At 51.7% G+C, this 23,241-nt stretch carries 19 protein-coding genes; 13 read left to right on the forward strand and 6 right to left on the reverse strand.

All coding sequences use genetic code 11. From position 1 onward, the window contains the following. Positions 1 to 39: 39 nt before the first annotated feature. Both NYE33_RS21965 and NYE33_RS21970 read right to left on the reverse strand, forming a co-directional pair. Positions 40 to 276, reverse strand: a complete 237-nt coding sequence (locus tag NYE33_RS21965; RefSeq protein WP_341067519.1) for a hypothetical protein — start codon at positions 274 to 276, stop codon at positions 40 to 42. 23 nt (positions 277 to 299) lie between these two features. Then, positions 300 to 503 carry a helix-turn-helix domain-containing protein gene (locus NYE33_RS21970; protein WP_340986932.1) on the reverse strand — a complete coding sequence of 68 codons (204 nt, stop codon included), beginning with the start codon at positions 501 to 503 and terminating at the stop codon, positions 300 to 302. Positions 504 to 631: 128 nt separating this feature from the next. Here NYE33_RS21970 and NYE33_RS21975 point away from each other — a divergent pair, with 128 nt between their 5' ends. After that, positions 632 to 814: a DUF7667 family protein gene (locus tag NYE33_RS21975; protein ID WP_341067521.1), complete on the forward strand. Its 183-nt coding sequence runs from the start codon at positions 632 to 634 to the stop codon at positions 812 to 814. 505 nt (positions 815 to 1,319) lie between these two features. On the opposite strand, the gene NYE33_RS21980 is transcribed toward NYE33_RS21975, so the two are convergent. Together NYE33_RS21980 and NYE33_RS21985 are read right to left on the reverse strand one after the other, a co-directional pair. Beyond that, complete coding sequence (locus NYE33_RS21980; RefSeq protein ID WP_268794596.1) at positions 1,320 to 1,442, reverse strand: hypothetical protein; 123 nt, start codon at positions 1,440 to 1,442, stop codon at positions 1,320 to 1,322. Between the two features lie 59 nt (positions 1,443 to 1,501). Beyond that, positions 1,502 to 1,723 carry a hypothetical protein gene (locus NYE33_RS21985; protein WP_336103745.1) on the reverse strand — a complete coding sequence of 74 codons (222 nt, stop codon included), beginning with the start codon at positions 1,721 to 1,723 and terminating at the stop codon, positions 1,502 to 1,504. Between the two features lie 276 nt (positions 1,724 to 1,999). On the opposite strand from NYE33_RS21985, the gene NYE33_RS21990 reads away from it, so the two are divergent. Next, the gene (locus NYE33_RS21990; RefSeq protein ID WP_341067524.1) at positions 2,000 to 4,546 is read left to right on the forward strand and encodes a diguanylate cyclase domain-containing protein; all 2,547 of its coding nucleotides are present in this window, start codon (positions 2,000 to 2,002) and stop codon (positions 4,544 to 4,546) included. 157 nt (positions 4,547 to 4,703) lie between these two features. Next, on the forward strand, positions 4,704 to 5,384 hold the full coding sequence (locus NYE33_RS21995; protein ID WP_341067527.1) for a succinylglutamate desuccinylase/aspartoacylase family protein: 681 nt from the start codon (positions 4,704 to 4,706) through the stop codon (positions 5,382 to 5,384). Here the strand turns inward: NYE33_RS21995 and NYE33_RS22000 are convergent. Then, positions 5,373 to 6,881, reverse strand: coding sequence for a hypothetical protein (locus NYE33_RS22000; RefSeq protein ID WP_341067530.1), 1,509 nt, complete (start codon positions 6,879 to 6,881; stop codon positions 5,373 to 5,375). The two genes, NYE33_RS21995 and NYE33_RS22000, sit on opposite strands and share 12 nt — an antisense overlap. 222 nt (positions 6,882 to 7,103) lie before the next feature. On the opposite strand from NYE33_RS22000, the gene NYE33_RS22005 reads away from it, so the two are divergent. Genes NYE33_RS22005 through NYE33_RS22015 form a run of 3 tightly spaced genes read left to right on the forward strand, consistent with a single transcriptional unit; the run spans position 7,104 to position 8,981 of the window. Next, positions 7,104 to 7,484, forward strand: coding sequence for a GntR family transcriptional regulator (locus NYE33_RS22005; protein ID WP_042137658.1), 381 nt, complete (start codon positions 7,104 to 7,106; stop codon positions 7,482 to 7,484). After that, complete coding sequence (locus NYE33_RS22010) at positions 7,481 to 8,350, forward strand: ABC transporter ATP-binding protein (protein WP_341067533.1); 870 nt, start codon at positions 7,481 to 7,483, stop codon at positions 8,348 to 8,350. The genes NYE33_RS22005 and NYE33_RS22010 overlap by 4 nt, the downstream gene beginning before the upstream one ends. Continuing rightward, positions 8,343 to 8,981 (forward strand): ABC-2 transporter permease, encoded by a 639-nt coding sequence (locus NYE33_RS22015; protein ID WP_042137653.1) that lies wholly within the window; start codon positions 8,343 to 8,345, stop codon positions 8,979 to 8,981. The genes NYE33_RS22010 and NYE33_RS22015 overlap by 8 nt, the downstream gene beginning before the upstream one ends. 100 nt (positions 8,982 to 9,081) lie before the next feature. Here the strand turns inward: NYE33_RS22015 and NYE33_RS22020 are convergent, their stop codons facing one another. Next, complete coding sequence (locus NYE33_RS22020) at positions 9,082 to 9,429, reverse strand: ribosomal protein L7/L12 (RefSeq protein WP_336103345.1); 348 nt, start codon at positions 9,427 to 9,429, stop codon at positions 9,082 to 9,084. 242 nt (positions 9,430 to 9,671) lie between these two features. Here NYE33_RS22020 and NYE33_RS22025 point away from each other — a divergent pair, with 242 nt between their 5' ends. The 7 genes from NYE33_RS22025 (at position 9,672) to NYE33_RS22055 (ending at position 23,241) form a co-directional block, all read left to right on the forward strand. Continuing rightward, complete coding sequence (locus NYE33_RS22025) at positions 9,672 to 10,016, forward strand: hypothetical protein (RefSeq protein WP_042137649.1); 345 nt, start codon at positions 9,672 to 9,674, stop codon at positions 10,014 to 10,016. 77 nt (positions 10,017 to 10,093) lie between these two features. Next, a complete protein-coding gene (locus tag NYE33_RS22030; RefSeq protein ID WP_039291913.1) occupies positions 10,094 to 10,285 on the forward strand; it encodes a hypothetical protein in 192 nt (63 codons plus the stop codon). A 144-nt stretch (positions 10,286 to 10,429) separates the two neighbouring features. Then, a complete protein-coding gene (locus NYE33_RS22035; RefSeq protein WP_341067536.1) occupies positions 10,430 to 11,410 on the forward strand; it encodes a patatin-like phospholipase family protein in 981 nt (326 codons plus the stop codon). A gap of 186 nt (positions 11,411 to 11,596) precedes the next feature. Further along, positions 11,597 to 12,046, forward strand: a complete 450-nt coding sequence (locus NYE33_RS22040; protein ID WP_076243092.1) for a YdeI/OmpD-associated family protein — start codon at positions 11,597 to 11,599, stop codon at positions 12,044 to 12,046. Between the two features lie 405 nt (positions 12,047 to 12,451). Next, a complete protein-coding gene (gene iorA, locus NYE33_RS22045) occupies positions 12,452 to 14,200 on the forward strand; it encodes an indolepyruvate ferredoxin oxidoreductase subunit alpha (RefSeq protein WP_341067538.1) in 1,749 nt (582 codons plus the stop codon). A 7-nt stretch (positions 14,201 to 14,207) separates the two neighbouring features. Then, entirely contained in the window at positions 14,208 to 14,798 is a 591-nt protein-coding gene (locus NYE33_RS22050) for an indolepyruvate oxidoreductase subunit beta (protein WP_042137642.1), read from the forward strand. Beyond that, complete coding sequence (locus NYE33_RS22055; RefSeq protein WP_341067540.1) at positions 14,788 to 23,241, forward strand: SDR family NAD(P)-dependent oxidoreductase; 8,454 nt, start codon at positions 14,788 to 14,790, stop codon at positions 23,239 to 23,241. The genes NYE33_RS22050 and NYE33_RS22055 overlap by 11 nt, the downstream gene beginning before the upstream one ends.

The raw sequence follows: 23,241 nt of genomic DNA on the forward strand, positions 1-23,241 counted from the left end.
ATATTTCTGACGGAGGATTTCATTTCGAGAGGAGAAAACTTACTCCTCAATCTTATTAATAGTCTGTTGAATGGATAACAAAGGGTTTTCACTGTCGATATCGTGCCTATCCAAAGTACTGAAATCGACAAGTTCCCAATAATCGTATTTTAAACTTTTCTCGCTATTGAGATAGGACTCAGCCTCAGAATAAGTGTTGAAGGACAAAAGCATATCATTCATTCCGCCACCCAGGTCATATTTATCCATTCCAAAAAGACCGTATTTCCATTTCATAAAACCACATCCCTCATTTAAATTTATTCTTCTATGTACTCAATGAGTTCTCCAGTGCTAACCTTCAGGTGTTTGCAGAGCTTCTCCAGCGTCTCAAAGTCCACGCGTTTGGACGTATTGTGATATAGCCCCGATACCGTGTTGATTGCTAACCCCGTCTCCCTCGCAGTGCCTCGAATCCCCTTATTCTGCCGGTCCATGATGTCCTTGACGTTATTCTTAATCACGGACAAGCCTCCTTTTTCCAAAAGTATACATCACATAAATAAATGTATCAATATCCTCATACACGTATCATCTTTCTGATACACTTGCATATGATGTATTAGGATGATGATACAGAAGAGTGATTCATATGTTGCCAGTACATTTACGCTTGGCAGAGATCTTTCATATTAATATGGCCGGACCTCTAACGCTCGAAGAGGCCAAAGAGCTGCAATATTGCCTGCGGGAGAACGCCAGGTATTGCTGGGACTGTTTAATGATACAGAACCAGTCTGTGCTGGCCGGGGCAACGCACGACCACGAATGGTAGCTGGAGCTGCAGCGGAAGCTGGAGGTGCTTAGGTTGACGGGTAGAGTGCCGAAAATATAACGTATATTCCATTTGTTGAGTGCTCCACAAAAATCACAAAATAAATCACTATCTATCCTTTAGATGATTTCATTGTGTTTCACAAAACTCATTGAATTGGGTTAGTAATTAGGAATAATGTGTGAGTGTTTAACTTGAATACACCCCATTTAGCTAACTATAGAATTCCCCCAATGCTCCTTTTTGCGTGAATGAGAATCTTTACTTTCGCTGGAGGGTAAATCCCAAAAATCCTGCACGAAATACAACATTCTTCTCTCAATATTGAGCTTAAACGAAAAATGTTGTACAAAATGCAGGATTTCCCCGTATTCATGCTGTTGTGCTTGGAAATTGTTGTATTTCATACAACAAACCTTACGAATTCCCACATATATATGAGTCCGAGTTGTATTACGTACAACATTTCAAAGCTAATTAGTGACTCGACATCCACAGCCACCCCCTAAGGCCCAAACGAAACATTCTGAAGAACATACCGGATAACGAAGAAGGCAATGATCAGCACTGACGCAAATCCCAGCAGGAAAGAAACAATGTCTCTGCCTGAACGTTTGTATTTTCTCATTTACGGTCACCTCGTATATGAATAATAAAGACCCCTGTTAAGGGGTCAACTCTGGGGCATCAGGCTGTTGTTGCAAATTTCAAGAGTTCATCAGGGACTGCGATTTCACCCAGAACCGCTTCTGCAGCTGCCCAAGCCAGACTGAACTCTTTTCCGCTGTAAAGGGTGCGGTTACGGGTAGGGCTGGAAAGTGACATATCAAAGACGATAAATTCCCCAGCCTCTGTTGCAACTCTGAAGCTCACGGAGCGGTCCTGCTTCTGTATCCGTACTTCTTCCATATGATTCAACCTCCTAAGACTTTCCTCTATCCATAAATATTATACATAATTATTCCATTCCAGGCATAGCGAAGAAGCTCCGTTGATTGTATTCTCCTGCCAGCTCTGAACTGGCGGGATTTTTGTATACATCTGTGCCGGAAATAACCCGGCCCTCCCAGATAGAAATTTCTCCTAACGTACGCGCGATTTGTTAACGCTGCTGAAAATAAGATAATATGAAACTACGCATAATGTATGCATAGAAATCTTTTACTTCATTGGAGGCGTTGCACCATGTCAGACTTTAAAGCCCATAACGAGAATGATCCGCTCAACCGCACATTGCTGAACGAAGCCGGTCTGGAAATGAATGAATCGCTGGACCTCACGAACTGCGACAAGGAGCCGATCCATATTCCCGGGCTTATTCAGCCGCATGGCGTGCTGCTGGCAGTGACGCAAGGCAAGGACAATCTTATTGTCCAGGCCAGCCGGAACACAGATGTACTGCTGGGAATTCCTGCAGAGACGCTGCTTGGAACTTCTATGGCTGAGCTGGTAGGCGATAGTCAGCTTCAGGCCTTACTGGAGCGCAGTGTGAACGCCAAGGAAACCGCAGATTTACAATATATTGTCCTGAAGATTGAAGTTGAAGGACAGATGACCGATTTCTTCAGCATTATTCACGAAAGTGAAGGGCTGATGATTGTCGAGCTGGAGCCTGCCTCCGAAGAGGAGGGTGCAGGAGCCAATGATTTTGAATGGATCCGCACGTTCTTCGGCCGTATGAAGCAGACTGCAGGCCGGATTGAAGCCAGTCAGGCGGCGGCTGAACAGGTCAAAGAAATGCTCGGTTATGACCGTGTGATGATCTACGAATTCGATGAGGAGTGGAACGGGAAAGTTGTAGCGGAAGCGAAGGAAGAAGGTCTGGAACCGTTCCTCGGGCATCACTACCCGGCATCTGATATCCCCAAGCAGGCGCGTGAGCTGTACTTGCGCAACTGGCTGCGGACCATCGTGGATGTGCACTATACGCCCGTACCGATTATCCCGGTGCTTCAGCCCCTAACCGGCAAGCCGCTGAACCTCAGCCTGTCGATCCTGCGCAGTGTCTCCCCGCTGCATATCGAATATTTGCAGAATATGGGGGTTGGAGCGACTACCACCATCTCGTTAATTCATAATAACAGGCTCTGGGGACTGATCACCTGCCATCACCATTCGCCAAAGTATGTACCGCATCGCATCCGCAATCTGTGCAATTTCCTGGGTTCCTTCTTCTCCAGTGAGCTGTACCAGCGCCAGCAGCTGGATACGTATCAGACAGAGCTGCAGCTGCGGACCAAGGCGACGCGGATTGTCGATGTATTCACAGGGAATTCAAGCTCCTTCCGGGTGATTGAGCAGCTGGGAGAGGAAGAGCAGACGCTGCTTGCGCTAATGGATGCTTCAGGAGCAGCGGTATGTTACCAGGACAAGCTGATGCTGTACGGGGTTACGCCTTCCCAGGATCAGGTACGGGAGCTTGCGGGCTGGCTGGCCGGTAAAGCCAGGGACTACACCTACTGTACTTCGGGGCTCAGTCTGGAATATGAATCAGCCAAAGCTTACAAGGACAAAGCCTCCGGCGTGCTGTATCTGGCTCTGACTCCCGGACAGCAGAACTATATGATCTGGTTCAGACCAGAAGTTGTAGAGATTGTGGACTGGGCAGGAGATCCGGCCAAGGCTGTCATTCAGGAGAATGACGGGATTCGTCTGTCTCCCCGGAAATCTTTTGAGAAATGGCGCCAGGTCGTTCAGTCTACTTCACTTCCCTGGAAGGAGCAGCATCTCAACATTCTGCCTCAGCTGAAATCAATCCTGCGCGGCCAGACGGAGAATCAGCTGCGTCAGGCCGAGGAACAGGCACTGCAGAATGCACGAAGTCTGCGTCATAATGAACAACGTTATCTGCAGCTGATGGAGCTGTCACCGGTAGCTTTCTTTATGATTACCGATGATCTTATCGTCTATAGCAATAACCGTGCGCTGGACCTGATGGCTATAGAGAAGGGCAAGTCCCTAACGGGTCAGCCATTCCTGAAATATGTGCACGAATCATACCGTCCTGCATTGCGTCAGTATTTCTCGGAGCTCAGCCTGAACAAAAGCCAGTTCGTAACCGGCAGCGGACAGTTTCAGAATGCGGATGGACTGACGCTGGACATGAACCTGACACTGGCCTCCGTAATCCACGGCGGCAAACCTTCCATTATGGCTGTTCTGAGTAAGGGGTCTAACGCTGATGCGAAGGGTGAAGCCTACACCACTGTAACTACCCAATTGCAGAGTTACCTGACAACGGATTCCTTAACGGATCTGCCGAACCGGCTGGCGTTCGAGAACGAGCTTGCTAAGACATGGAAGGAATGTCTGCGCGCCCAGGAGCCGCTTCTTTTACTGTCTATCGACATCGATGATTTCCATTCCTATAATGCAGTCCACGGATTAAAAGGCGGAGATCTGTGTATTCAATCGGTGGCGGATGTACTGAACATCATCAGCAAGCAGCACGGCGCTTTCGTCGCCCGCTTCAGCGGAGCAGCCTTTATCCTGACCTTGTCCGGGGCAACCGCCGGAGAGGCGGAGCAGCTGGCCGAAGCTGTGCGCAAGGGTGTCTATGATCTGCAAATTCCCCGCGACCGTTATGAAGAAGAAGGTGTGGTCACCGTAAGTATTGGCGGTCTGCTGAAAGTCCCTCTTACAACGGAACGTACTTCAGAGTTCATTGCCGGGTCGGAGAAGGCGCTCTATGAGGCGAAATCCAGCGGAAAAAACCAGGTTGTATTTCATTGAATAACCGTTATGAACACAGAAGCCGGGTAAGGTCCATCTAGACTATACCCGGCTTTTTGCCGCGCCTGTCTATGTGTCCAATCCACCATTGGGAATCCGCATACATTACAGAATAAAGCGAATGTACTTCTGCATACCTAAACGGAGGTGAAACGCGGTGTCTGTCGAGAAGCATATACTGGCAGCAGGAACTCCCTATGCCACACCTTATTATGTCGTGAACAGCGTAGCTCCCGGTCCTGTATTTATGATCATCTCCGGCGTCCATGGCAATGAACCGGCGAGTACCCGTGCGGCACAGGGGATCGTAAGCCGGTTCAAGCGCGGAGATTGGGTTCTGCGCAGAGGGAAGCTGATTATTGTCCCGCTAGTGAATGTATCCGCACGGCGTAAGGGAATCCGCGGCAAACCTGATTTGAACCGTACCTTCCCGGTGGGTAGAGGCACTAAGGCTAGACATCCGCTGTCAGCAGCGGTGTTCCAACTCGCCGCACGTTATCGTCCATCCTGGTATTTGGATCTGCATGAAGCGAACGGGCTGTCACAGCTTAATCCGCGGCGCGTAGGGCAGACGCTGATTATCAGCCCGGCTAGCCGGGCGGCAGGTGTGGCGAAGCAAATTGTGAAGAAGATGAACTTGTCGGTTCCCAATAAAGCTTACCGCTTCAATATCCGCCGCCGCGAGCGCGCCGGGACTTCACGGATGGCTATGCAGCGTCTGCTCGGAGCGAGAGCCGTTACAGTGGAAACCTGCTGGAGTCTCGATTTCTCCTTAAGGGTGCGGCTGCAAAGTGAGATTGTCAGCCATTTCCTGCGGGCTGCGGGTTTAACCGGCTGATCCGGTATAGTGTGCTGTGCTCTGTAACCGCCGATCTTCCTTGGGCTGCTTCACGTTATCGGGAACAAATACACTCCCGTAGCTTCCTTTGTAGACAGGAGTGCCGAGTGCTTTCACCCAGTCCTGATACAGCCTCCCGGAGCTGCTGTTTCGCACAATCACATAATCCGGGCTGTCATATTTCACGATATCAGGCAAGTATTCGGAGAAGCCGTACATGGAGCGTTCGAAGGCATTCCAGCCCATGATCCCAATCGAAGCCTTGGTGATAAAAGGGTCCTGGCGCCCATCACAGAGCACATCCCCGCCGCGGAACATCACATAACCTGAAGACCCATAGCTGGACAGCACCTTAGGCCGCCTGCCTGCCGGTGTATGCTCCAGTACATAGCTCATCTCTAAGACAGGGTAATCTGCAGCAGTCACCACTGGCGGGACCGTGAAGATATATACAGTGTTGATCAGCAACCCGGTGATAAGTCCAAGGGCAACCGCTCTTCCGCTTGTCCGCAGCCTGAGCTTGCCCGGAAGCGGAACCGCTTCGAAGAAAACTGCCGCGAAATAAGGAATGAACAGCCACATGAACAGATTCTGCTTGAAATTTGATACTCCGAGATAGAGAATGCCGGTCATCAGGAAGAAGCGGAACGGCTTCCGCTGCAGGGAGAAGGGCAGGGTGACCGCGAAAAAGAGCAGCAAAAGCAGAATCGGCAGCTGGTCCGGCCGGCTGAAGGAGAGAGGCTGCCATTCATTAATGAGCAGATTGTAGTTATTGTGTGTGACGGTGAAGATGAACAGCAGCCCTTGAAGTCCTCCCGGATTCGGCAGACCGGCCAGCAGGACCAGCAGGAAGACGGCAGCCCGCTTCCAGCTGAGATTGCGTGCAATCAGTGATTCCAGCACGGCCATACCGGTAAACACGGCAATCACCAGCCATACTCCGGTATGGACATTGGCAACGGCACAGGAGAGGATCATCATTGCTGCCGCATACCTGGCCCCGGGCTTCAGCTGATACTCACGCATGCAGATGAAGAACCAGACAATCAGCGGAGAGGAGACCATCTGCGGTCTTCCCTTGAAGTAGTTATAGTAGATCCAGCAGGATATCAGCAGGACAAAGGGCAGGAGCAGAACATGATTCTCCCGGAGACCCAGCTCTTTACGTGATACTTCTCCAAGACGTATAAGCCCCAACAGTAAGCCAAGCAGGCAAAGGGCGGTCAGCAGATAGATCCCCGGCCAGCCGAACCACTGGTACAGCGGTGTAATCAGCAGCTGAAACCCGGCTTCATGGGGGATATACGGCAGCTTGTCTCCATAAAAGGTATGTATCGCATGATGCAGCACCTTCCCGTGCTCAAGCATGTAGCGTCCAACCTCCAGATGCCAGAACGTATCCGGATCATTATACGAATATTTAGGCTGCATGAGCAGCATAACGGCAGCCGTCAGCAGCCCGCAGATGAGCGGGTAGACGGCGGTTTTTCTAGACATATGAACTTCCCCTCTGTGTAAGCATTCGGCTTCCGCCTCTATATAGCATCACCACTTCCCATAAGTGATTAGATCAATACCTGCGAGAGAGCAGGAGTCCTAATATGCGCCGCAGCTGTAACCAGACAGTGCTAATTTAGAGGATTGACACCACTGAACATAGTGTATATATTATATATATACATTAAATACAAATACCACAAAGGACGCTGGTGCTGCTGCATGAATATTTTAATATCAAGTACATCCGGTGAACCGATCTACGCCCAGATTGTGGGACAAGTCCGCCAGATGATTCTGCAAGGGGAGCTGGTCTCCGGTACGCCGTTGCCATCGATCCGCTTATTGGCCAAGGAACTGCAGATCAGTGTCATTACCACGAAGCGGGCTTACGAGGAGCTGGAGCGTGAAGGGCTGATTAACTCTATTGTCGGCAAGGGCTCTTTTGTCTCCGGGGCAGATCAGGAATATATCCGGGAGCAGCGGCTGCGGATTGTAGAGGGCAAGCTGAAAGAAATCATTGATGAGAGCAGACTGCTGGGCATGGAGTATGCCGAACTGGCTGAGATGCTGAAACTGCTCTATGAGGAGGAACAGGAATGAGCGATGTAATCCGGTTAGACCATTTAACCAAAAGCTACGACCGGTTTGAGCTGAGGGATATCTCATTGTCCATCAAGGAGGGGTTTATTACAGGCCTGATCGGCCCGAACGGTGCAGGCAAAACCTCGCTGATCAAAATGATGATGGGTATGATCTACCCGGATCAAGGCAATATCACGATGTTGGGTCAGAATAACCAGCTATATCAAGCAGCGGTCAAGGAGCGGATTGGGTACGTCTCGGATGAGAATATCTATTATGAGAATCTCACCGTCAAGCAGATGAAGAGAGTTATCGCGCCGTTCTACACCCGCTGGAATGAAGATACATATGTGAAGTTTCAGGAGCTGTTCAAGCTTCCGCCCGGCAAGAAGATTAAGGATCTGTCCAAGGGGATGAAAATCAAATTCTCGCTCGCCATCGCCTTATCCCATGGTGCCGATCTACTTATTATGGATGAGCCTACCTCGGGGCTTGATCCGATTTTCCGCAGAGAGATGCTGGAGCTGCTCAGTGAGCATATTCAGGACGAGAAGAAATCGATTCTGTTCTCCACCCATAACACGATGGATCTGGACCGGATTGCCGACTATATTGTATTCATCAACGAGGGGCGGATTGTTTTCAATGAGATGAAGGAGAGTATCAGCGAGCGTTACCTCCTGGTCAAAGGCGGGAAGGAGCTGCTCGACCGTGATGTACGGCGATGGTTCGTCGGTATCCGCGAGAACGGGCTGGGGTTCGAGGGTCTTATCAGCAACCGTGCGGAGGGCGAACGGTATTTCAAGGATACGGCTATCTGCGAGACGCCTACTCTGGAAGAAATCATGTATTTTACGGTAAAAGGAAGTGAAGCGCATGTATAGCTCCCTGCATCTGATCCGCAAAGACTTCATCCTTACCCGGAAATTCATTCTGCTGCTGGTGCCGTATTATATACTCATGGGATATACGAATGCGGATGCCTACACTATGTTCTCGCTGTTTCCGGCCATGCTGCTGCTGATCAATGCCTGCACTATTGATATGCAGCATAACAATCAGAAATTTCTTGTCAGTCTTCCGGTACCGAGGCAGCGTCTGATTCAGGCCAAATATTTAACGCTCATTCCTTTCTTGGCCTTCAGCATCCTCTGCACACTGCTGCTCTATCTGTTTGCATTTGCGATGGGGAAGATAGACGCTCCGCTCCGCTGGAGAGAGCTGGGCCTTGCGGCCGCGTCTTTTCCGCTGCTTGCTTCCTTCTATCTGCCGCTGTATTACTGGCTGGGACAAAAGGGCATGCAAGTAGTCAATTTCGTATTCATCATGTTAATCATGCTGAACGTCACGGCATTCAAAAGTTTATCTGAACGGTTTCCGGCACTTGCAGAATGGTTCCAGACCGGCAGGCTGGACAGCACGCTTCTGCCCGTTATTGGTGTTCTGGCCTATCTGATTATTATCTACGGCTCTTATCTGCTCTCTTTGCGGATTTTTGTTAAAAAGGACGTATAACCCCAGCCGGGTTACAGGCAAGCCGGCATCATAAAAAACGGCCTCAGCTTCCACTTTAAAGTGGAGGACGGGGTCGTTTTTGGTTCCGTGCAGGGGCAGGTCAGCGGAAGGTACCGCCCTGTTCCAGATTGTCGATGAAGTCCTTGGCATCCTTCAGGGATAAATTCCGTGCTTCCCGCATTACCTTAATCGCCTGAATCTTCTTGCCCTCCGCGAGCAGCAGATGCAGTCTCCGCTCCAGATCAGGAGCAATCTCCGGGTTCTGCACGAACAGCGGGGTCGGTATGCCGGCTATCCTGCCTCCAGCTCCTGCAGGTCCCCCATAAGCGTCCCTCTGCGCCAACTGAGACTCCAGCTCTGTTACGCGCTTTTTCAGACGGAACACACTTAACATAAGCAGTAACACAAGAACCAAAGCCAGAATTGCGATAATATCCGTATTGTCCATGGGAGCGGCTCCTTTCTGCCCTTATAGCATCGATTACGGTAACTAGACCTATCATATTCTACTACCCGCTGAGCAGAAGAATGAACACTTCACTCCTGAATTAGGAACAGTTCATACGTAGTTCAGCGGGTCCGGTTGAACGGACTTCATCCCGTATCATGCAGAATGTCATATTCAACCCTCTAAAATTATGATATTTTTATGCGAAATTTCAAATATTTATGGAGATGGGGGGCTTACCGGTGATAACTCCGTACAATCTTGAAGAATATTATGTAACGATCGGCCGGCTGAAGCAGCGTTATTTGTCAGAGCGGTTTGAGCAGGAGCTTCCGGCATTCCATTCTCACCTGGAAGCGGCCCAGTGGTTCCGCAGCATGTTCCCTGGCGGGTTCATTTTTGTGGAGGAGATGGAAGCGGCTAACGCTGAGAGCTATTACTTGTATGACATCATCCACGACCGCGAGCTGTGGGAGCGCAGACAGCAGGATTTGAAGACCAAAGGCACCGCTTCCGGACTCGGCATGCTCCTATGCACCCAGCGGGTCGATATTTACGAGGACGGATCGGTGCAAATCGCTTTTTAACAATAAGTGCTGTTTCAGGACAAATGAATCAAAAGTGAGATTAAATGGTGTATAATCATGGAAAGGGAGGTGATTTCATGGCTGACTTCTTTAATCCGGGACCACATGCGAATTCGACTGATCCCGGCGGGCATAAAGCCAACCATGACGTGAATGCGCAGAAGTATCACACCGAAGGCCCTCCAGGCTTATGGAGGCAAATATCCGATCTGGTTATTGCCATAGCTGTCATTGCCTTTTTCATTTTTGTGATCATGTGGATCTTTTGATCTGTCTCCCCAACAAGCGGCTGTCCAAGACTGGTTTCATGGTCCTGGTGCATCCGCTTTTTGTTGTTTTACAAGTGAATAAATCAGAGTATCCAACACATACTTACAGATACATCTTTTACAAGTAACAGGAGGGGTACTCAGGTGGAGGCAGATGCAGTCTTTGAAGGCGGCGGCGTAAAGGGAATTGCTTTTGTAGGAGCCATTGAAGTGATGGAATCCAGAGGATATACCTGGAACAAGCTTGCGGGGACTTCAGCCGGCGCGATCATTGCAGCTTTGTTGGCCTGCGGTTACAATAGTGCTGAAATCAGAGAGCTGATGAGCTCGCTGGACTATATGAAGCTGCTCGGGCGTACCAGAATGAACAGCCTGCCGATCTTGAACAAGGCGCTTCCGTTAATGATGAAGTCAGGCATTTACAGCAACCACATTTTAGAACAGGTAATGACGGATTGGTTGAAGCGTAAGAAAGTTGTAACGTTTGGAGATATTCCCGAAGGCAAGCTTTCGATTATAGTCTCGAATATAAGCAATGGGCGGATTGCAGTTTTCCCTAATGATTTGCCTCACTATGGTTTGAAGGCGTCCGAATTCCCCATAGCCGCAGCAGTACGGATGAGCACCACGCTGCCTTTCTTTTTTCAACCCTATGTCTGGCATACGCCCCTGCAGAAGAAACCCTATTATATGCTGGACGGAGGAATGCTTAGCAATTATCCGATCTGGCTGTTTGACGTAGATGGAGTCCCGCGGTGGCCAACCTTCGGATTCAGACTGTCGGAAAGGCGAACCTATGCCCAATCGATAGAGATCAATGGTCCGGTCTCGTTACTCAAAGGGATGTTCAAAACCATGCTGCAGGCTCATGATCAAAGACATGTAGACAAACATGCGGAAGAGCGCACAATATTTATTCCTACTGGAAAAGTAACGACGACAAAATTCGAATTGACGGAAGAAGATAAGCATTTCTTGCTCTCATCCGGTCACGCTGCGGCAGATAAATTCCTGGAGACATGGGACTTCGAAGACTATAAGCATAAATTCAGAGAAAATCATGCAGCATTGCCGGTTCAGCCCCTTTCCGGTGAATCGCAGCAGGAGCCCGGTATTTATCACTGAAACGCAAGGCTACTACTTCCACATTGAGGAGCAGTAGCCTTTTGTCTGGGGATTCACAAATTTGCCAATAGCACTGCCGGGAATGGGAAGGTTTCTTTTATAAGGATCAAGAATATAGACACAATGCCGAAGTGTGAGAAGAGAGTGGATATTGAAGCTTCTTTATAATGAGGAGTGATGCTTAAGATGGAGTATGAATTTGATAGCGAGATCAAGATGCTGGAAGGCAAAATGAAATGGAAAGTAGTGTATTTCCCATATGCAGTGAAGGAAATATTCGATACGAACGGTAAAGTGCCGGTTCAAATTACCGTTGACGGACACCGGTTCGAACATACGCTGCTGCCGTCAAAAAACGGGCATTATTTTGTATATAATGAATTCATCCGAAGAGCCGTACTTAAAAAGCCCGGTGACAAACTCCATGTCATTCTTACAAAAGATGAGGAGAGCCGTAATATTGTGGTGCCGGACTACATCACCAGAAACCTTGAAGATCACGATATGCTTAATCCATTCCTGGATCAGCCAGATTATCTTAAGCGGGAGCAGATCCATTACATCGAGCTTGCCAAAAAGGAAGAGACGAAGATTAACCGCATACTGGCTTTAATTAACACACTGAAAGATAAATGAATCCTGTTGAAGGACCTAAAGCACAATGGCACTGCAAACGGATTTGGAATGCTTCTCTGTACCCACAATCCGGTATCTATGAAGGACGGTCTGGTCCATTTGGCCTTTTGAGGGGAATCGACAATAAATACTATAAAAGATAAATATACGTTTTTATTTGAAAAGTCTGCAATAAAAGGTTGCAGGCTTTTTAATTATTTCAATTTTGTGAAAATTAGCAGATTAAGGAACTGAAAGGCTAGAATTTATTAAAAAAAAGTAACAAAGTTAATAGTAACACTATAATATTGATTATAGCCTATATATAAGTAGTAAGAGCCTATAAATGTTAAATATGTAATCTGTGATTTGGGAGAAATTCAGCCGCGTGGTTCTGTTAAATGAGATGAACGAGAGGACGATCCGATGAAAGCTCTAATGATGGGTAATGAGGCAATTGCCAGAGGCGCTTATGAAGCAAATTGTAAAATCATTTCATCCTATCCCGGAACACCGAGTACGGAAATAGTCGAGAGCATCAGTGTCTATGAGGGCGTATATGCCGAGTGGGCACCTAACGAAAAGGTAGCGCTGGAAGTAGCAGCAGGCGCCTGTATCGCCGGTATCCGCAGCCTGACCACCATGAAGCACGTAGGGGTGAATGTGGCGGCAGACCCGCTGTTCAATATGACCTATGAAGGTGTAAATGCCGGTCTGGTCATTGTTTCGGCTGATGATCCGGGGATCCATTCCTCGCAGAACGAACAGGACAACCGCATTTATGCCAGTCATGCCAAGATGCCGCTGCTCGAGCCGACCAGCTCCCAGGAATGCAAGGATATGATTGTCGAAGCCTATGAGATCAGCGAGCGCTTCAATACGCCTGTCCTGTTCAGGACCACAACCCGGGTGTCCCATTCGAAGGGGATTGTTCACTTCCAGGAAGACCTGGCGGTGGAGGAGAAATTCAAGAATTATAAGAAAAACAAGCTGGACAGACTGCTCCTTCCGGCCATCTCCAGAAAGCGGCATCTGGAAATCGAAGCGAATCTCCTGGATATTCAGGCGTACTCCAATTCCTCCCCTCTTAATGTAATAGAGTACAGCTCCCCGGAGATCGGCATAGTGACGAGCGGAATATCCTATCAATATGTTAAGGAAGTGTTCGGAGATACGGTATCCGTGCTGAAGCTGGGTATGAGTTATCCTTTTCCGGACGAGAAGGCCAAAGAATTCGCTGCATGGGCCAAAACAATCTATGTCGTCGAGGAGGGCGAGCCCTTCATCGAAACCTCACTTAAAGCGATGGGCATTGCCTGTACCGGTAAGGAGATCATTCCCGTCTGCGGCGAGCTGAACCCGGAAATTATCAGAAAAGCGATCACCCGTGAAGAATTCGACTGCTACGAGGGTGTCCAAGTACCGCCAAGGCCGCCAAGGCTGTGTGCAGGCTGCGGTTATCTCGGACTGTACAGCGCAGTCAAGCAGCACAGGGACATTATTGCCGCCGGAGATATCGGCTGTTATACGCTGGGCGGCACCGAGCCGATCAAGGCGCTCGACACCGTGCTCTGCATGGGCGCTTCCATCTCTATGGCAACGGGCATGCAGCGGACTCAGGATTTCAAACCGATGGGCAAGAAGGTATTCGCCTTCATCGGTGACTCCACCTTTTTTCACTCAGGTATGACCGGACTGCTGAACGCAGTTTACAACAAGACCCCGATTGTCATCTGTATCCTGGACAATCGCTCCACATCTATGACCGGCAATCAGGAGAACCCGGGCACCGGGCGCACACTGCAGGGCAGCACGTCGGAAGTCATACGGATTGAAGATATCGTGCTCGCGCTAGGCATTAAACCGGACAACCTCAGAATACTAGACCCCACCAACCTCCAAGAAACGCAGCAGTGTGTGGACACAGCCAAGCACAGCACTGAACCGTTCGTAATCATCTCCAGACATCCTTGTGAACTTCTCAAAAGCAAAGCGGAACCCACAAAAAAATACATCATTGACAATGTTACCTGTGTGAATTGCAAAAAATGCACTATGCTAGGCTGCTCGGCTATCAAAATTGTGGACCGCCAAATCATGATTGATCCGCTGGACTGCAAGGGCTGCAGCATCTGCCAGCAGGTTTGTCCCTATGACAGCATTAAGGAGGCTTAAGCGACCTATGACAGCAGCTACAAGCATTATTTTAGCCGGTGTGGGCGGAAAAGGTGTCATTACTGTAACCAATGTGTTATCCCAGGGACTGGTTGCGCTCGGGTATGACGTGAAGGTCTCCGAGGTGCACGGTATGTCGCAAAGAGGCGGAAGCGTGCATGCACAGGTTCGTTTTGGCGACAAAATCTACTCTCCCCTGATTGAAATGGGCACAGCGGACTATATTGTCGGCTTCGATCAGATCGAAGCGCTGCGCTGGGGAAGCTTCCTGAAACAGGAGGGGCGGATGCTCGTCAATCTGGCAGAGCTGAATGAAGATACATACAAAGGAAAGTACGAGGACAACTTCAGCCGGTACAAGCATGTCACTTATGTCGAAGGAACTGCCATTGCGAAGGAAACGGGAAATGTGCGGAATGAGAATTTCGTCATGCTGGGCGCGCTGCTGCAGGCTCTTGGCTTTGAATTCGATGTCTGGAAGAGCACGATGGAGAAGTATATCAAGAAGCAGTATCAGGAGGACAGCATTCTTTCTCTGCTTAGAGGGATGAGGGAACAACGGGTCGCCAGAGAAAAGGAGACGGTATATGAGCTCTAAGGCTTCGGCAAGCAAGCTTAAGCCGCGGAGGGCTGCAGCCGGGCAGGATGTGGCGATTGTCGGCATCGGGTGCAGATTCCCAGAGGCAGAGAATTACAGCAGCTACTGGAACAACATGATCAATCATGTGAATTCCGTCAAGCCTATCAGTTATGACCGCTGGCAGAACGGAAGATACGGACTGAAGAACGAGGCCGACCTCGGCTGGGACAATGAGCAGTTTGTGAAATACTGTGCTTCTTTATCCGGCATCGACAAGTTCGACAATACCTTCTTTAACTTGTCACCCAGAGAGGTGGCGAGCATGGACCCCCAGCAGCGGATTCTGCTGGAAGAAACATGGCATTGTCTTGAGGATTCAGGGATTCCGCTGGCCGAACTCCAGAAGGAACGGACTTCTGTGTATGTCGGGGTTACCGGCAATGACTACGGTCTGATTGCATTGACCGGTGGTGATAAGGTCGATCATTATGCGGGGCTCGGCAACTTCGAATGTATTGCGGCGAACCGCATCTCGCATACTTTGGGCCTGACCGGAGAGAGCCTCTCTCTGGATACCGCTTGCTCCTCCTCACTGGTTGCTGTTCACAAAGCAAGACAGAATCTCCAGGCCGGAGAAGCGAAGTATGCCATAGCGGCAGGCGTGTGCCTGGCCTATCATCCTTGGCGGTACGTGACCTTCTCCAAGTCGAATATGATGAGCCGGGACGGACAATGCAAGGCTTTTGACGAGAATGCGGACGGATTTGTGCAGGGAGAGGGCGTTGGCGTCCTGCTGCTGCAGAAGCTGGAGGATGCGGTGCGGGACGGCAACCATGTCTACGGCATTATCCGGGGAACGGCAGTGAACCACTGCGGCGCTTCACAGACCATCGCTGCACCGAGCATGAAAGCGCAGAAGGAATTGGTTGAAGCTGCTTTGCGGCAAGCCCGGGTAGATGCTTCGACCGTCAATTATATTGAGGCGCATGGCACCGGAACCGCTCTTGGCGATCCGATTGAAGTCGAAGCGCTGACCCAGGTGTTCAGGCAGTACACCGATCAGGAACAGTTCTGCACCATTGGCTCGGTCAAGACCAATATCGGCCATTTAGCAAGTGCCTCTGGCGTTGCCGGGATCATCCGGGTACTGCTGATGATGAAGCATAAGACTATTCCCAAGCTGCTCAACCTTACCGGTCTGAATCCGCTGCTGGACTGGGAGCATACCCCGTTTAAGGTAGCCACGGCCAACACGGATTGGGTGCCGGTCAATGAAGATACACCGTTGCGGGCGGGCGTAAGCGGCTTTGGCTTCGGCGGAGTCAATGCCCATGTGATTCTTGAGGCCTACGAGCAACCGAAACCGGCCAGAGCCAGTAACAAATCCGTACCGGGTGCGCAGCTCTTCACTCTCTCTGCCCTGAATAGCGACAGTTTGAACGAGAGTATAGCCGTCTGGAAGTCTCATCTGAATTCGCCGGAGATAGCGGACGTATCCATCGGAGAGTTATGCAAAACGCTGCTTGCAGGCAGACGCCATTGCCGGGAATACAGAATCGGCGCTGTCATCCGGAGCAGGCAGGAGCTAGCCGAGTATCTGCAATCCGCTGCCTCCGCTGTTGAGCGGCTGGAGCCGGGCCGCAAGCGCTGGTCGGTACATTTCACCAATGTCATCTATACAGGATACACGGAGATTAAGAGCGTAATGGAAGAGCCGTATATCCGCGAAGTTCTTGAAGAGGTTATTGCCGAAACTGAGCTGCGCGGCGGGCCGGCTGCTATCCGGAGTGGCCTTACAATTGCCAAATGGAACAAGGATAAGCTTGCCGCCTACTCTTTCCTGATTAATTATACGCTGGCTAAAGTCCTGATCAGCCTGGGAGTAGAGGTTGAGTCCGTGAGCGGTGAGCAGCAAGGGACGCTGCTCGCAATGGCGGTCAGCGGAATGATTACGCCTGTTCAGGCGTATGACATTCTGACCGGCAGGGCTACTCTTGCGGAAACGGTGCTGCAAAGACCGGAGCTGACCTTCATAGACCCTGTTCATCAAGTGAAGATTCACCGTATTAACATTGGCCCGGCGTATATTGCCGGCTTGCGCAATGTATGCATCACCGGTGCTGACGCTGCGGCGTTCAGGCATTATGTGGAGAAAGCCAGAATACTCAGCCGGACGCAATTTACCTTTAAGAAATATTTGCGGGATTGGGATCAATCCCCGGCGCTGCAGGCAGCGAAGCTGTCCACAGACTCGCTGCTGCATCAGGAGCAGTTGTTAGCTGCCGGTGAGGGTGGCGAGGCAATGGAGCGGCAGCGTGTTCTTCTGCTGTTGATCGTCTACGGTTCGCTGCTGAAGCTGAATCAGAAATGGGATTTGTCGGAACGCATCACTTTAAGTGATGCGCGGCTGAGTGAATGGGTCCAGCTTGTTCTGGATGAGGTTATATCCAAGGAAATGGCCGTCCGGCTGTTAACTTCCTCTGATGAGGAAGAAGCTGGAGTGCTGGAAGCAGTCCGGAATCAGCTCAATGAACGGCAGGATCAACTGAATTTAAATGTCCCCTACACCTGTCTGCACGAAGCCAATCAGCATATGGCAGAAATTGCCGGGCCTGCAAGCTGGAGAGAACAGCTTCAGGAGCAATGTGCCGGGCAGAGCGTCCTGCAGTCTGAGGTGATCCGGCTGTGTGCAGGGGATAAGGAAACGGCAGCATTATCGCCTCAGAGTGACGGAGTCTTCGGGTTCCATGAGGTTCTGCTGAAGCTATGGCTGGCTGGGGCAGATTTAGATTGGAGCAGGCTGTATCCCGGCGGAAGCTTCAAGAAGCAGCCATTGCCCGGCTATGCCTTCAACCGTTCTTCGTATTGGATGGCGGCCCCTCAGGCTGCTCCGGCTCAGAGCCATCCGATGATTGATCTGGCGAAGTCCAGCCCGGAGCGGCTGCTATTCGTGAAGACACTTAAGGTGAGCGATTTCTATGTTGGCGAGCATATTGTGGATGAACGGGTGATTTTGCCGGGAGTCGCTTATCTGGAGATGGTCAGGGCGGCCGGCGAATTCGCGGCCAGGACGCAGGTGCATTCCATTAAAGATGTGCTATGGGTGAACCGGCTGGAAGTGGCCGATACACGGGATGCCTATATTCAGCTCACTCCCGAATCAGGGTATATGAAGTTCCAGGTGTATACTGCTGAGAACAGTACCCGGCTTATTCATTGCACGGGCAAGCTCTATACCGGGACTGCACAGCAAGCGGAGCGGCGCAGCTTCAATCTTGACGCTATTCAGGCCCGGGGCGGAGTCAGAATTGCCAAGGATTTCTGCTACAACGAGGTGTTTGGCAGCTCCATCGGTTTTCAATATGGGCCAAGCTTCCAGGCTACAACAGAAGCATTGTGCGGAAGCGGAGAATCGCTGGAGAAGCTCGACCTTCCTCCGGACCTGCTGCCTGCATTTAGCCAATATATGCTGCACCCGTCCCTTGTCGATGCTGCGCTGCGGGCAGTGACCTGGATCGGCGGAACCGAAGCGTACAAGCAGCTAAGATTGCATATTCCGTTCGCACTCGGTGAAGTCCGCATCTACGGTAGGCTGACGCCAAGCTGCTATTCATATGCGGAGATCGTACCCGAGACCGCAGGCAAGGCAGCGGGGATGAAGCGGTTCAATGTCTATATTCTGAATGAGCAGGGGGAAGTGCTGGTGGAAGCCAGGGACTTCACGATCCGGGCCATTCAGCCAACCAATGCGGTTAGTGCGGCAAGCCGCCGTATTCACCTGTACACCGAGCGCTGGCAGGAAGCCCAGCTTCCGGAAGCCGGGGGGCTTGGCGGCCATAGTGAAGGGATCAGCAAGGCCGAAGTGAAGAATATGCTGTATATGGTCCGGGACAAAGGGAAGGCTCACCGGCTGGCAGAAGCATTCGCCCGGGAGCATACGGTGCCGGACAACGTCATTATTGTGAATCCGGGAGCGGACTACAGCGCAGCTGCAGGAAGTAAGGAATACAGCATCCGGCCTGAACAGGAAGCGGATTATGGCAGGCTGCTCACGGAGCTGCTGGCTAAGGGGATAAGGATTGACGCTATTCTGTATGAGTGGGATGGGGAACAGGCGGAGATCCTGAACGCTTTTTATCCGGTTCTGTATCTGTTCAAGGCGGTTACTCAGCTCTATTCCCAGGATCAGGTCCGCTTCTTGCTTGGCGCAGTCCACAGCGGCAGCCAGCCGGGAGCGGGAATGCTGCGGGGGCTGTCCAAGGCCCTTCAGGCCACCAACCGCAGCTTCATCCCGTCCGTGATGTATTGCAAGCGTGCAGAAGAAATTCCGTTCTACGCGGCGCAAGAGCTGCTGTACCGCAAGCAGGCGTCATTTGTGGAAATTAGTTATACAAGCGGAGCGAGAGCCAGCCGTGTGATCCTTCCGCTGGAGTCATTACCCGAAGCAGAGTTCAGCGGTTTCCGCAAACAGGGTACCTACCTGATTACCGGCGGAATGGGTAAGCTGGGACTTGCCGTGGCCGAATTTGCCCTGCGGAATTATGAAGCCAATGTGGTGCTGACCGGAAGATCCGCACTGGATGAACCGAGAAGCCGTGAACTTGAGCGGCTGCAGAGTTATCCCGGGCAGGTTATTTACTTGCCTGGTGATATCGCGGAGCGGCAGACTGCCGCAGAGATCGTGGCGCAGGCCCAAGAGGCTTTTCATTCCATTCACGGCGTCATTCATTGTGCCGGAGTGCTCGGTGAGCAGCCGCTGATGGAAGCCAGTCCTGAACAGATGGCAGAAGTGCTGCTGCCCAAGATCCGGGGGGCGATCAACCTGGATGAAGCTACGCAGCTGGAGAAGCTGGATTTCTTCGTGCTTTTCTCGTCCGTTTCCGCAATCATTGGAGATTTCGCCAGAGGCACTTATGCGGCGGCGAACAGCTTTCTGGATCGCTTTGCCCTGCTCCGGGCTGAGCAGGTTAAGGAGGGTATCCGGTCAGGTGCCTCGCTGTCTATCAACTGGCCGGTGTGGAATGACGGCGCGATGCAGTTGTCCGGAGAGGAAGCCGTACAATACCGCCAGCAGGCCGGGATGGAGCAGCTGGATACACAGGCCGGTCTTGAACTGCTGGAGCAGTTGGTCCGCACGGGTGAATCCCGTATTATTGTAGCCTGCGGAGAACGGCAGCAGCTGAGCCGGGTACTTGCGGCAGTTACAGAAGAGAAGCCGCAGCAGGAGAGGGTGCTGAATGCTTCCGCGCAGAGTGTTCATGAGCGGCAGCGGGCAGCAGCGGTAACGGGCGGGGCAACAGCTCCACAGAAGCTTCCGGTTCCGCCAATCCAGCAGCAGCCGCTTCATAGCGGTCTTGTCTCCACCGTTAAGGTGGAGGAAGCTGTTCAGCAGTACTTGAAGGGAGTCGTGTCGCAGGCGACCGGGGTTCCGGCAGCGCAGCTTGAAGCCTCAGCCGACTTCTCCAAATACGGCATCGACTCCATCATGATCATGGAGCTGAATGGAATACTGGGCAAGGACTTCTCCGATTTACCAAGCACGCTTTTCTTTGAATACAGCACGATTGCCCTTCTGGCGGCATTCTTTATGGATAATCATGCGGAATTCTTTCAGCAGTCCGCCGGGGAGCCCGGTCAGAGCGGGGGAACGGAGCAACAAGAAGCAGTAGTGGAAGAAACGGCGGAACAAGTGATGCCAGAAGCGGTGTCAGCAGAAACGGGAACTGTACAGGAAGCGGCTGTAAAAGAGGAAGCTGCCCCCGCCATGTCCCGGCATCAGGGAGCAGAAGCAGTAAGCGGGGATATTGCGATTGTCGGCTTAAGCGGACAGTACCCGATGGCGGATACGCTGGAGGAATTCTGGGATGTGCTAAGCGGGGGGCAGGACTGCGTTACGGAGATTCCGCCGGAGCGCTGGGATTACCGCAAGGATTACCATCCTGAGAAAGGCAAGCCGGGCAAAGTGTACACCAAGTGGGGAGCGTTCATGAAGGATGTCGAGAAGTTCGATGCCGGATTCTTCCATATCTCCCCGCGGGAAGCGGAGCTGATGGACCCGCAGGAGCGGCTCATGCTCCAGACCACCTACCATACGCTGGAAGATGCGGGAGCTGCCGCGGATACTCTCTCCGGCAAGAAGGTTGGCGTATTCATCGGCGTTATGAATTCCCATTATCAGCTGCTAGGTGTCGAGCAATACAATAACGGCCGGCTCATGGATGTCCGTTCTTCGTTTGCGTCCATCGCCAACCGGATTTCATATCATTTCAACTTCAAGGGACCGAGCCTGGCTATTGATACGATGTGCTCGTCAGCGCTGGTGGCTATCCATATGGCCTGCGAGAGCATCCGGCATGGTGAGAGTGAAATGGCGGTGGCCGGTAGTGTCAACACCCTAGTGCATCCGGCAAAATATATCTTCCTGACCGATCAGCGGTTCGGCTCCACGGAAGGCAAGTGCCGGGCCTTCGGCCAGGGCGGGGACGGCTATGTTCCCGGTGAAGGCGTTGGCGCGGTTCTGCTGAAACCGCTGGAGGCGGCGCTCCGCGACGGGGATTCAGTCTATGGCTTAATCAAAGGAACGGCGGTCAATCACGGCGGCAAGGTTAGTTCTTATACTGTGCCTAATCCGAATGCCCAGTCCGAGCTGATTGAGGAGGCGCTGCGGAGGTCTGGCGTGCATCCCGAGCAGATCAGTTACATTGAGGCCCATGGTACCGGAACCGCGCTGGGAGACCCGATCGAGGTGGCCGGGTTAACGAAAGCGTTCAAGAAATTCACCGCCAAAACGCAGTTTTGCGCCATTGGCTCGGTCAAGAGCAATATTGGACATCTCGAATCGGCAGCCGGTATGGCCTCCTTGACCAAGGTGCTGCTGCAAATGAAGCACAAGCAGCTGGTGCCTTCAATTCTTGCGGAACAGCTCAACGAGAATATAGATTTTGCCAAGACACCGTTCTACGTACAGCGTTCGCTCCAGCCGTGGAAGCCGCTTATGGAGGAGACGCCGGATGGGCTGAAGGTTCAGCCGCTCAGGGCGGGCATCAGCTCCTTCGGGGCAGGAGGCACCAACGCCCATATTGTGATTGAGCAATATGAGCCGGACGTACCTCCTGCAGCGCAGGGTGAGGAGCAGCTCATCGTGCTGTCCGCCAAGAGCAGGGACGCGCTGCAGGCGCAGGCCCGGCAGCTCGCGGCATTTATCGCCCGCCACCGGACGGGTGGACGGGCTGTGGACACAAGTGAGCTAATAACCGCCCGATTACAGGCTGTCCGGAACCGCTGTCTGGACGTTGTCGCGGAAGTGCTAGGCGTGAACCCCGGGCAGATCGACTACGACGAAATTCTGACTGAGCTGTGCGCGGATGCTGTACACCAGGTTAGGCTGGCCGATGCCATCAATGAGCTGGTTCAGGAACATGCTGCCGACAGCACATTAGGGGCTAACCGGTCGCTGCGTGAGCTGATGAATCATCTGGAAGCGGCTGAGCTTAACCGGAGGAATGCCGGGATCGGATTTGATACCCAGGCTTACGCCGAGACTGCTGCGGCTAGTGCGGCGGAGATGGATGCCGCCGATACAGAAGGATATACACTGCGCCTAGAGGATGTCGCTTATACGCTGCAGGTTGGGCGGGAAGCTTTTGCCGAGAGAGTGGCCATTGTCAGCCGGGATATCGGGGAGCTTAGGGAAGTATTAATCCGCTTTGCCGCCGGAGAACCGAATTTGCCGGATGTTTACACAGGCAGCCTGGACCCGCAGCGTGATATTGCTGCCATTCTGTTCCAGAACGAATCCGGGCATCAGTTTATCGCCAGCGCGGTTCGCAACAGACAATGGCCGCAGATTGCCCAGCTCTGGCTGCTGAAGGCGAAGATAGACTGGAAGCTGCTGCATGATGAACGCAGCGGTGGACGGGTGATCCCGCTGCCGAATTATATTTTTGACAAGAAGAGATATTGGATCGGCAATGGCTTCTCGGCAGCTGCCGCTGAGTCCAATCGCTACACGCTTGAAGCGGAGCCGGATTGGGAATTGGAACCGGCCTGTGATGAGCAGAACAGGAGCCTTCGGCCACAAACTTCACAGACTCCGCAAACCGTGACTCCGGCAGAATCGATCGGATATGTAGACACGTCTGCAGACTCGGTGGAGCAATGTCTGAACCGCACCCTGGAGGAGGTCATTTATTTGGAGGCCGGAGAGGTTAACTCCGATCTTCCATTCTCGGAACTGGGCGTGAATTCAGTCTTGACGCTGGAATTGGTAGACAAGCTGAACGACCGGCTCGGCCTTGCACTGCATTCTAATGATCTGTTCAATTACAACACGGTACGGCTGCTGACTGCCCATATTCTGGAGACAGCAGGAACGGGATCTGCGGCCTCCGGGAACTCCGGGCTGGCGGTGGATAGCCCTATAGATCTGAATGAACTTGAACTCTTACTGGAGGGGAGCTAA

Source organism: Paenibacillus sp. FSL R10-2199, assembly GCF_038000235.1.
Taxonomy (GTDB): domain Bacteria; phylum Bacillota; class Bacilli; order Paenibacillales; family Paenibacillaceae; genus Paenibacillus_AQ; species Paenibacillus_AQ phytohabitans.

Bases quoted from the DNA above. Each gene is read 5' to 3' on its own strand.
- NYE33_RS22015 (WP_042137653.1), top strand. From the start codon at position 8,343: ATGTATAGCTCCCTGCATCTGATCCGCAAAGACTTCATCCTTACCCGG.
- NYE33_RS21975 (WP_341067521.1), top strand. From the start codon at position 632: ATGTTGCCAGTACATTTACGCTTGGCAGAGATCTTTCATATTAATATG.
- NYE33_RS21990 (WP_341067524.1), top strand. From the start codon at position 2,000: ATGTCAGACTTTAAAGCCCATAACGAGAATGATCCGCTCAACCGCACA.
- NYE33_RS21985 (WP_336103745.1), bottom strand. From the start codon at position 1,723: ATGGAAGAAGTACGGATACAGAAGCAGGACCGCTCCGTGAGCTTCAGA.
- NYE33_RS22005 (WP_042137658.1), top strand. From the start codon at position 7,104: ATGAATATTTTAATATCAAGTACATCCGGTGAACCGATCTACGCCCAG.
- NYE33_RS22020 (WP_336103345.1), bottom strand. From the start codon at position 9,429: ATGGACAATACGGATATTATCGCAATTCTGGCTTTGGTTCTTGTGTTA.
- NYE33_RS22030 (WP_039291913.1), top strand. From the start codon at position 10,094: ATGGCTGACTTCTTTAATCCGGGACCACATGCGAATTCGACTGATCCC.
- NYE33_RS22000 (WP_341067530.1), bottom strand. From the start codon at position 6,881: ATGTCTAGAAAAACCGCCGTCTACCCGCTCATCTGCGGGCTGCTGACG.
- NYE33_RS22010 (WP_341067533.1), top strand. From the start codon at position 7,481: ATGAGCGATGTAATCCGGTTAGACCATTTAACCAAAAGCTACGACCGG.
- iorA (WP_341067538.1), top strand. From the start codon at position 12,452: ATGAAAGCTCTAATGATGGGTAATGAGGCAATTGCCAGAGGCGCTTAT.
- NYE33_RS22040 (WP_076243092.1), top strand. From the start codon at position 11,597: ATGGAGTATGAATTTGATAGCGAGATCAAGATGCTGGAAGGCAAAATG.
- NYE33_RS22050 (WP_042137642.1), top strand. From the start codon at position 14,208: ATGACAGCAGCTACAAGCATTATTTTAGCCGGTGTGGGCGGAAAAGGT.
- NYE33_RS21980 (WP_268794596.1), bottom strand. From the start codon at position 1,442: ATGAGAAAATACAAACGTTCAGGCAGAGACATTGTTTCTTTCCTGCTG.
- NYE33_RS22055 (WP_341067540.1), top strand. From the start codon at position 14,788: ATGAGCTCTAAGGCTTCGGCAAGCAAGCTTAAGCCGCGGAGGGCTGCA.
- NYE33_RS21965 (WP_341067519.1), bottom strand. From the start codon at position 276: ATGAAATGGAAATACGGTCTTTTTGGAATGGATAAATATGACCTGGGT.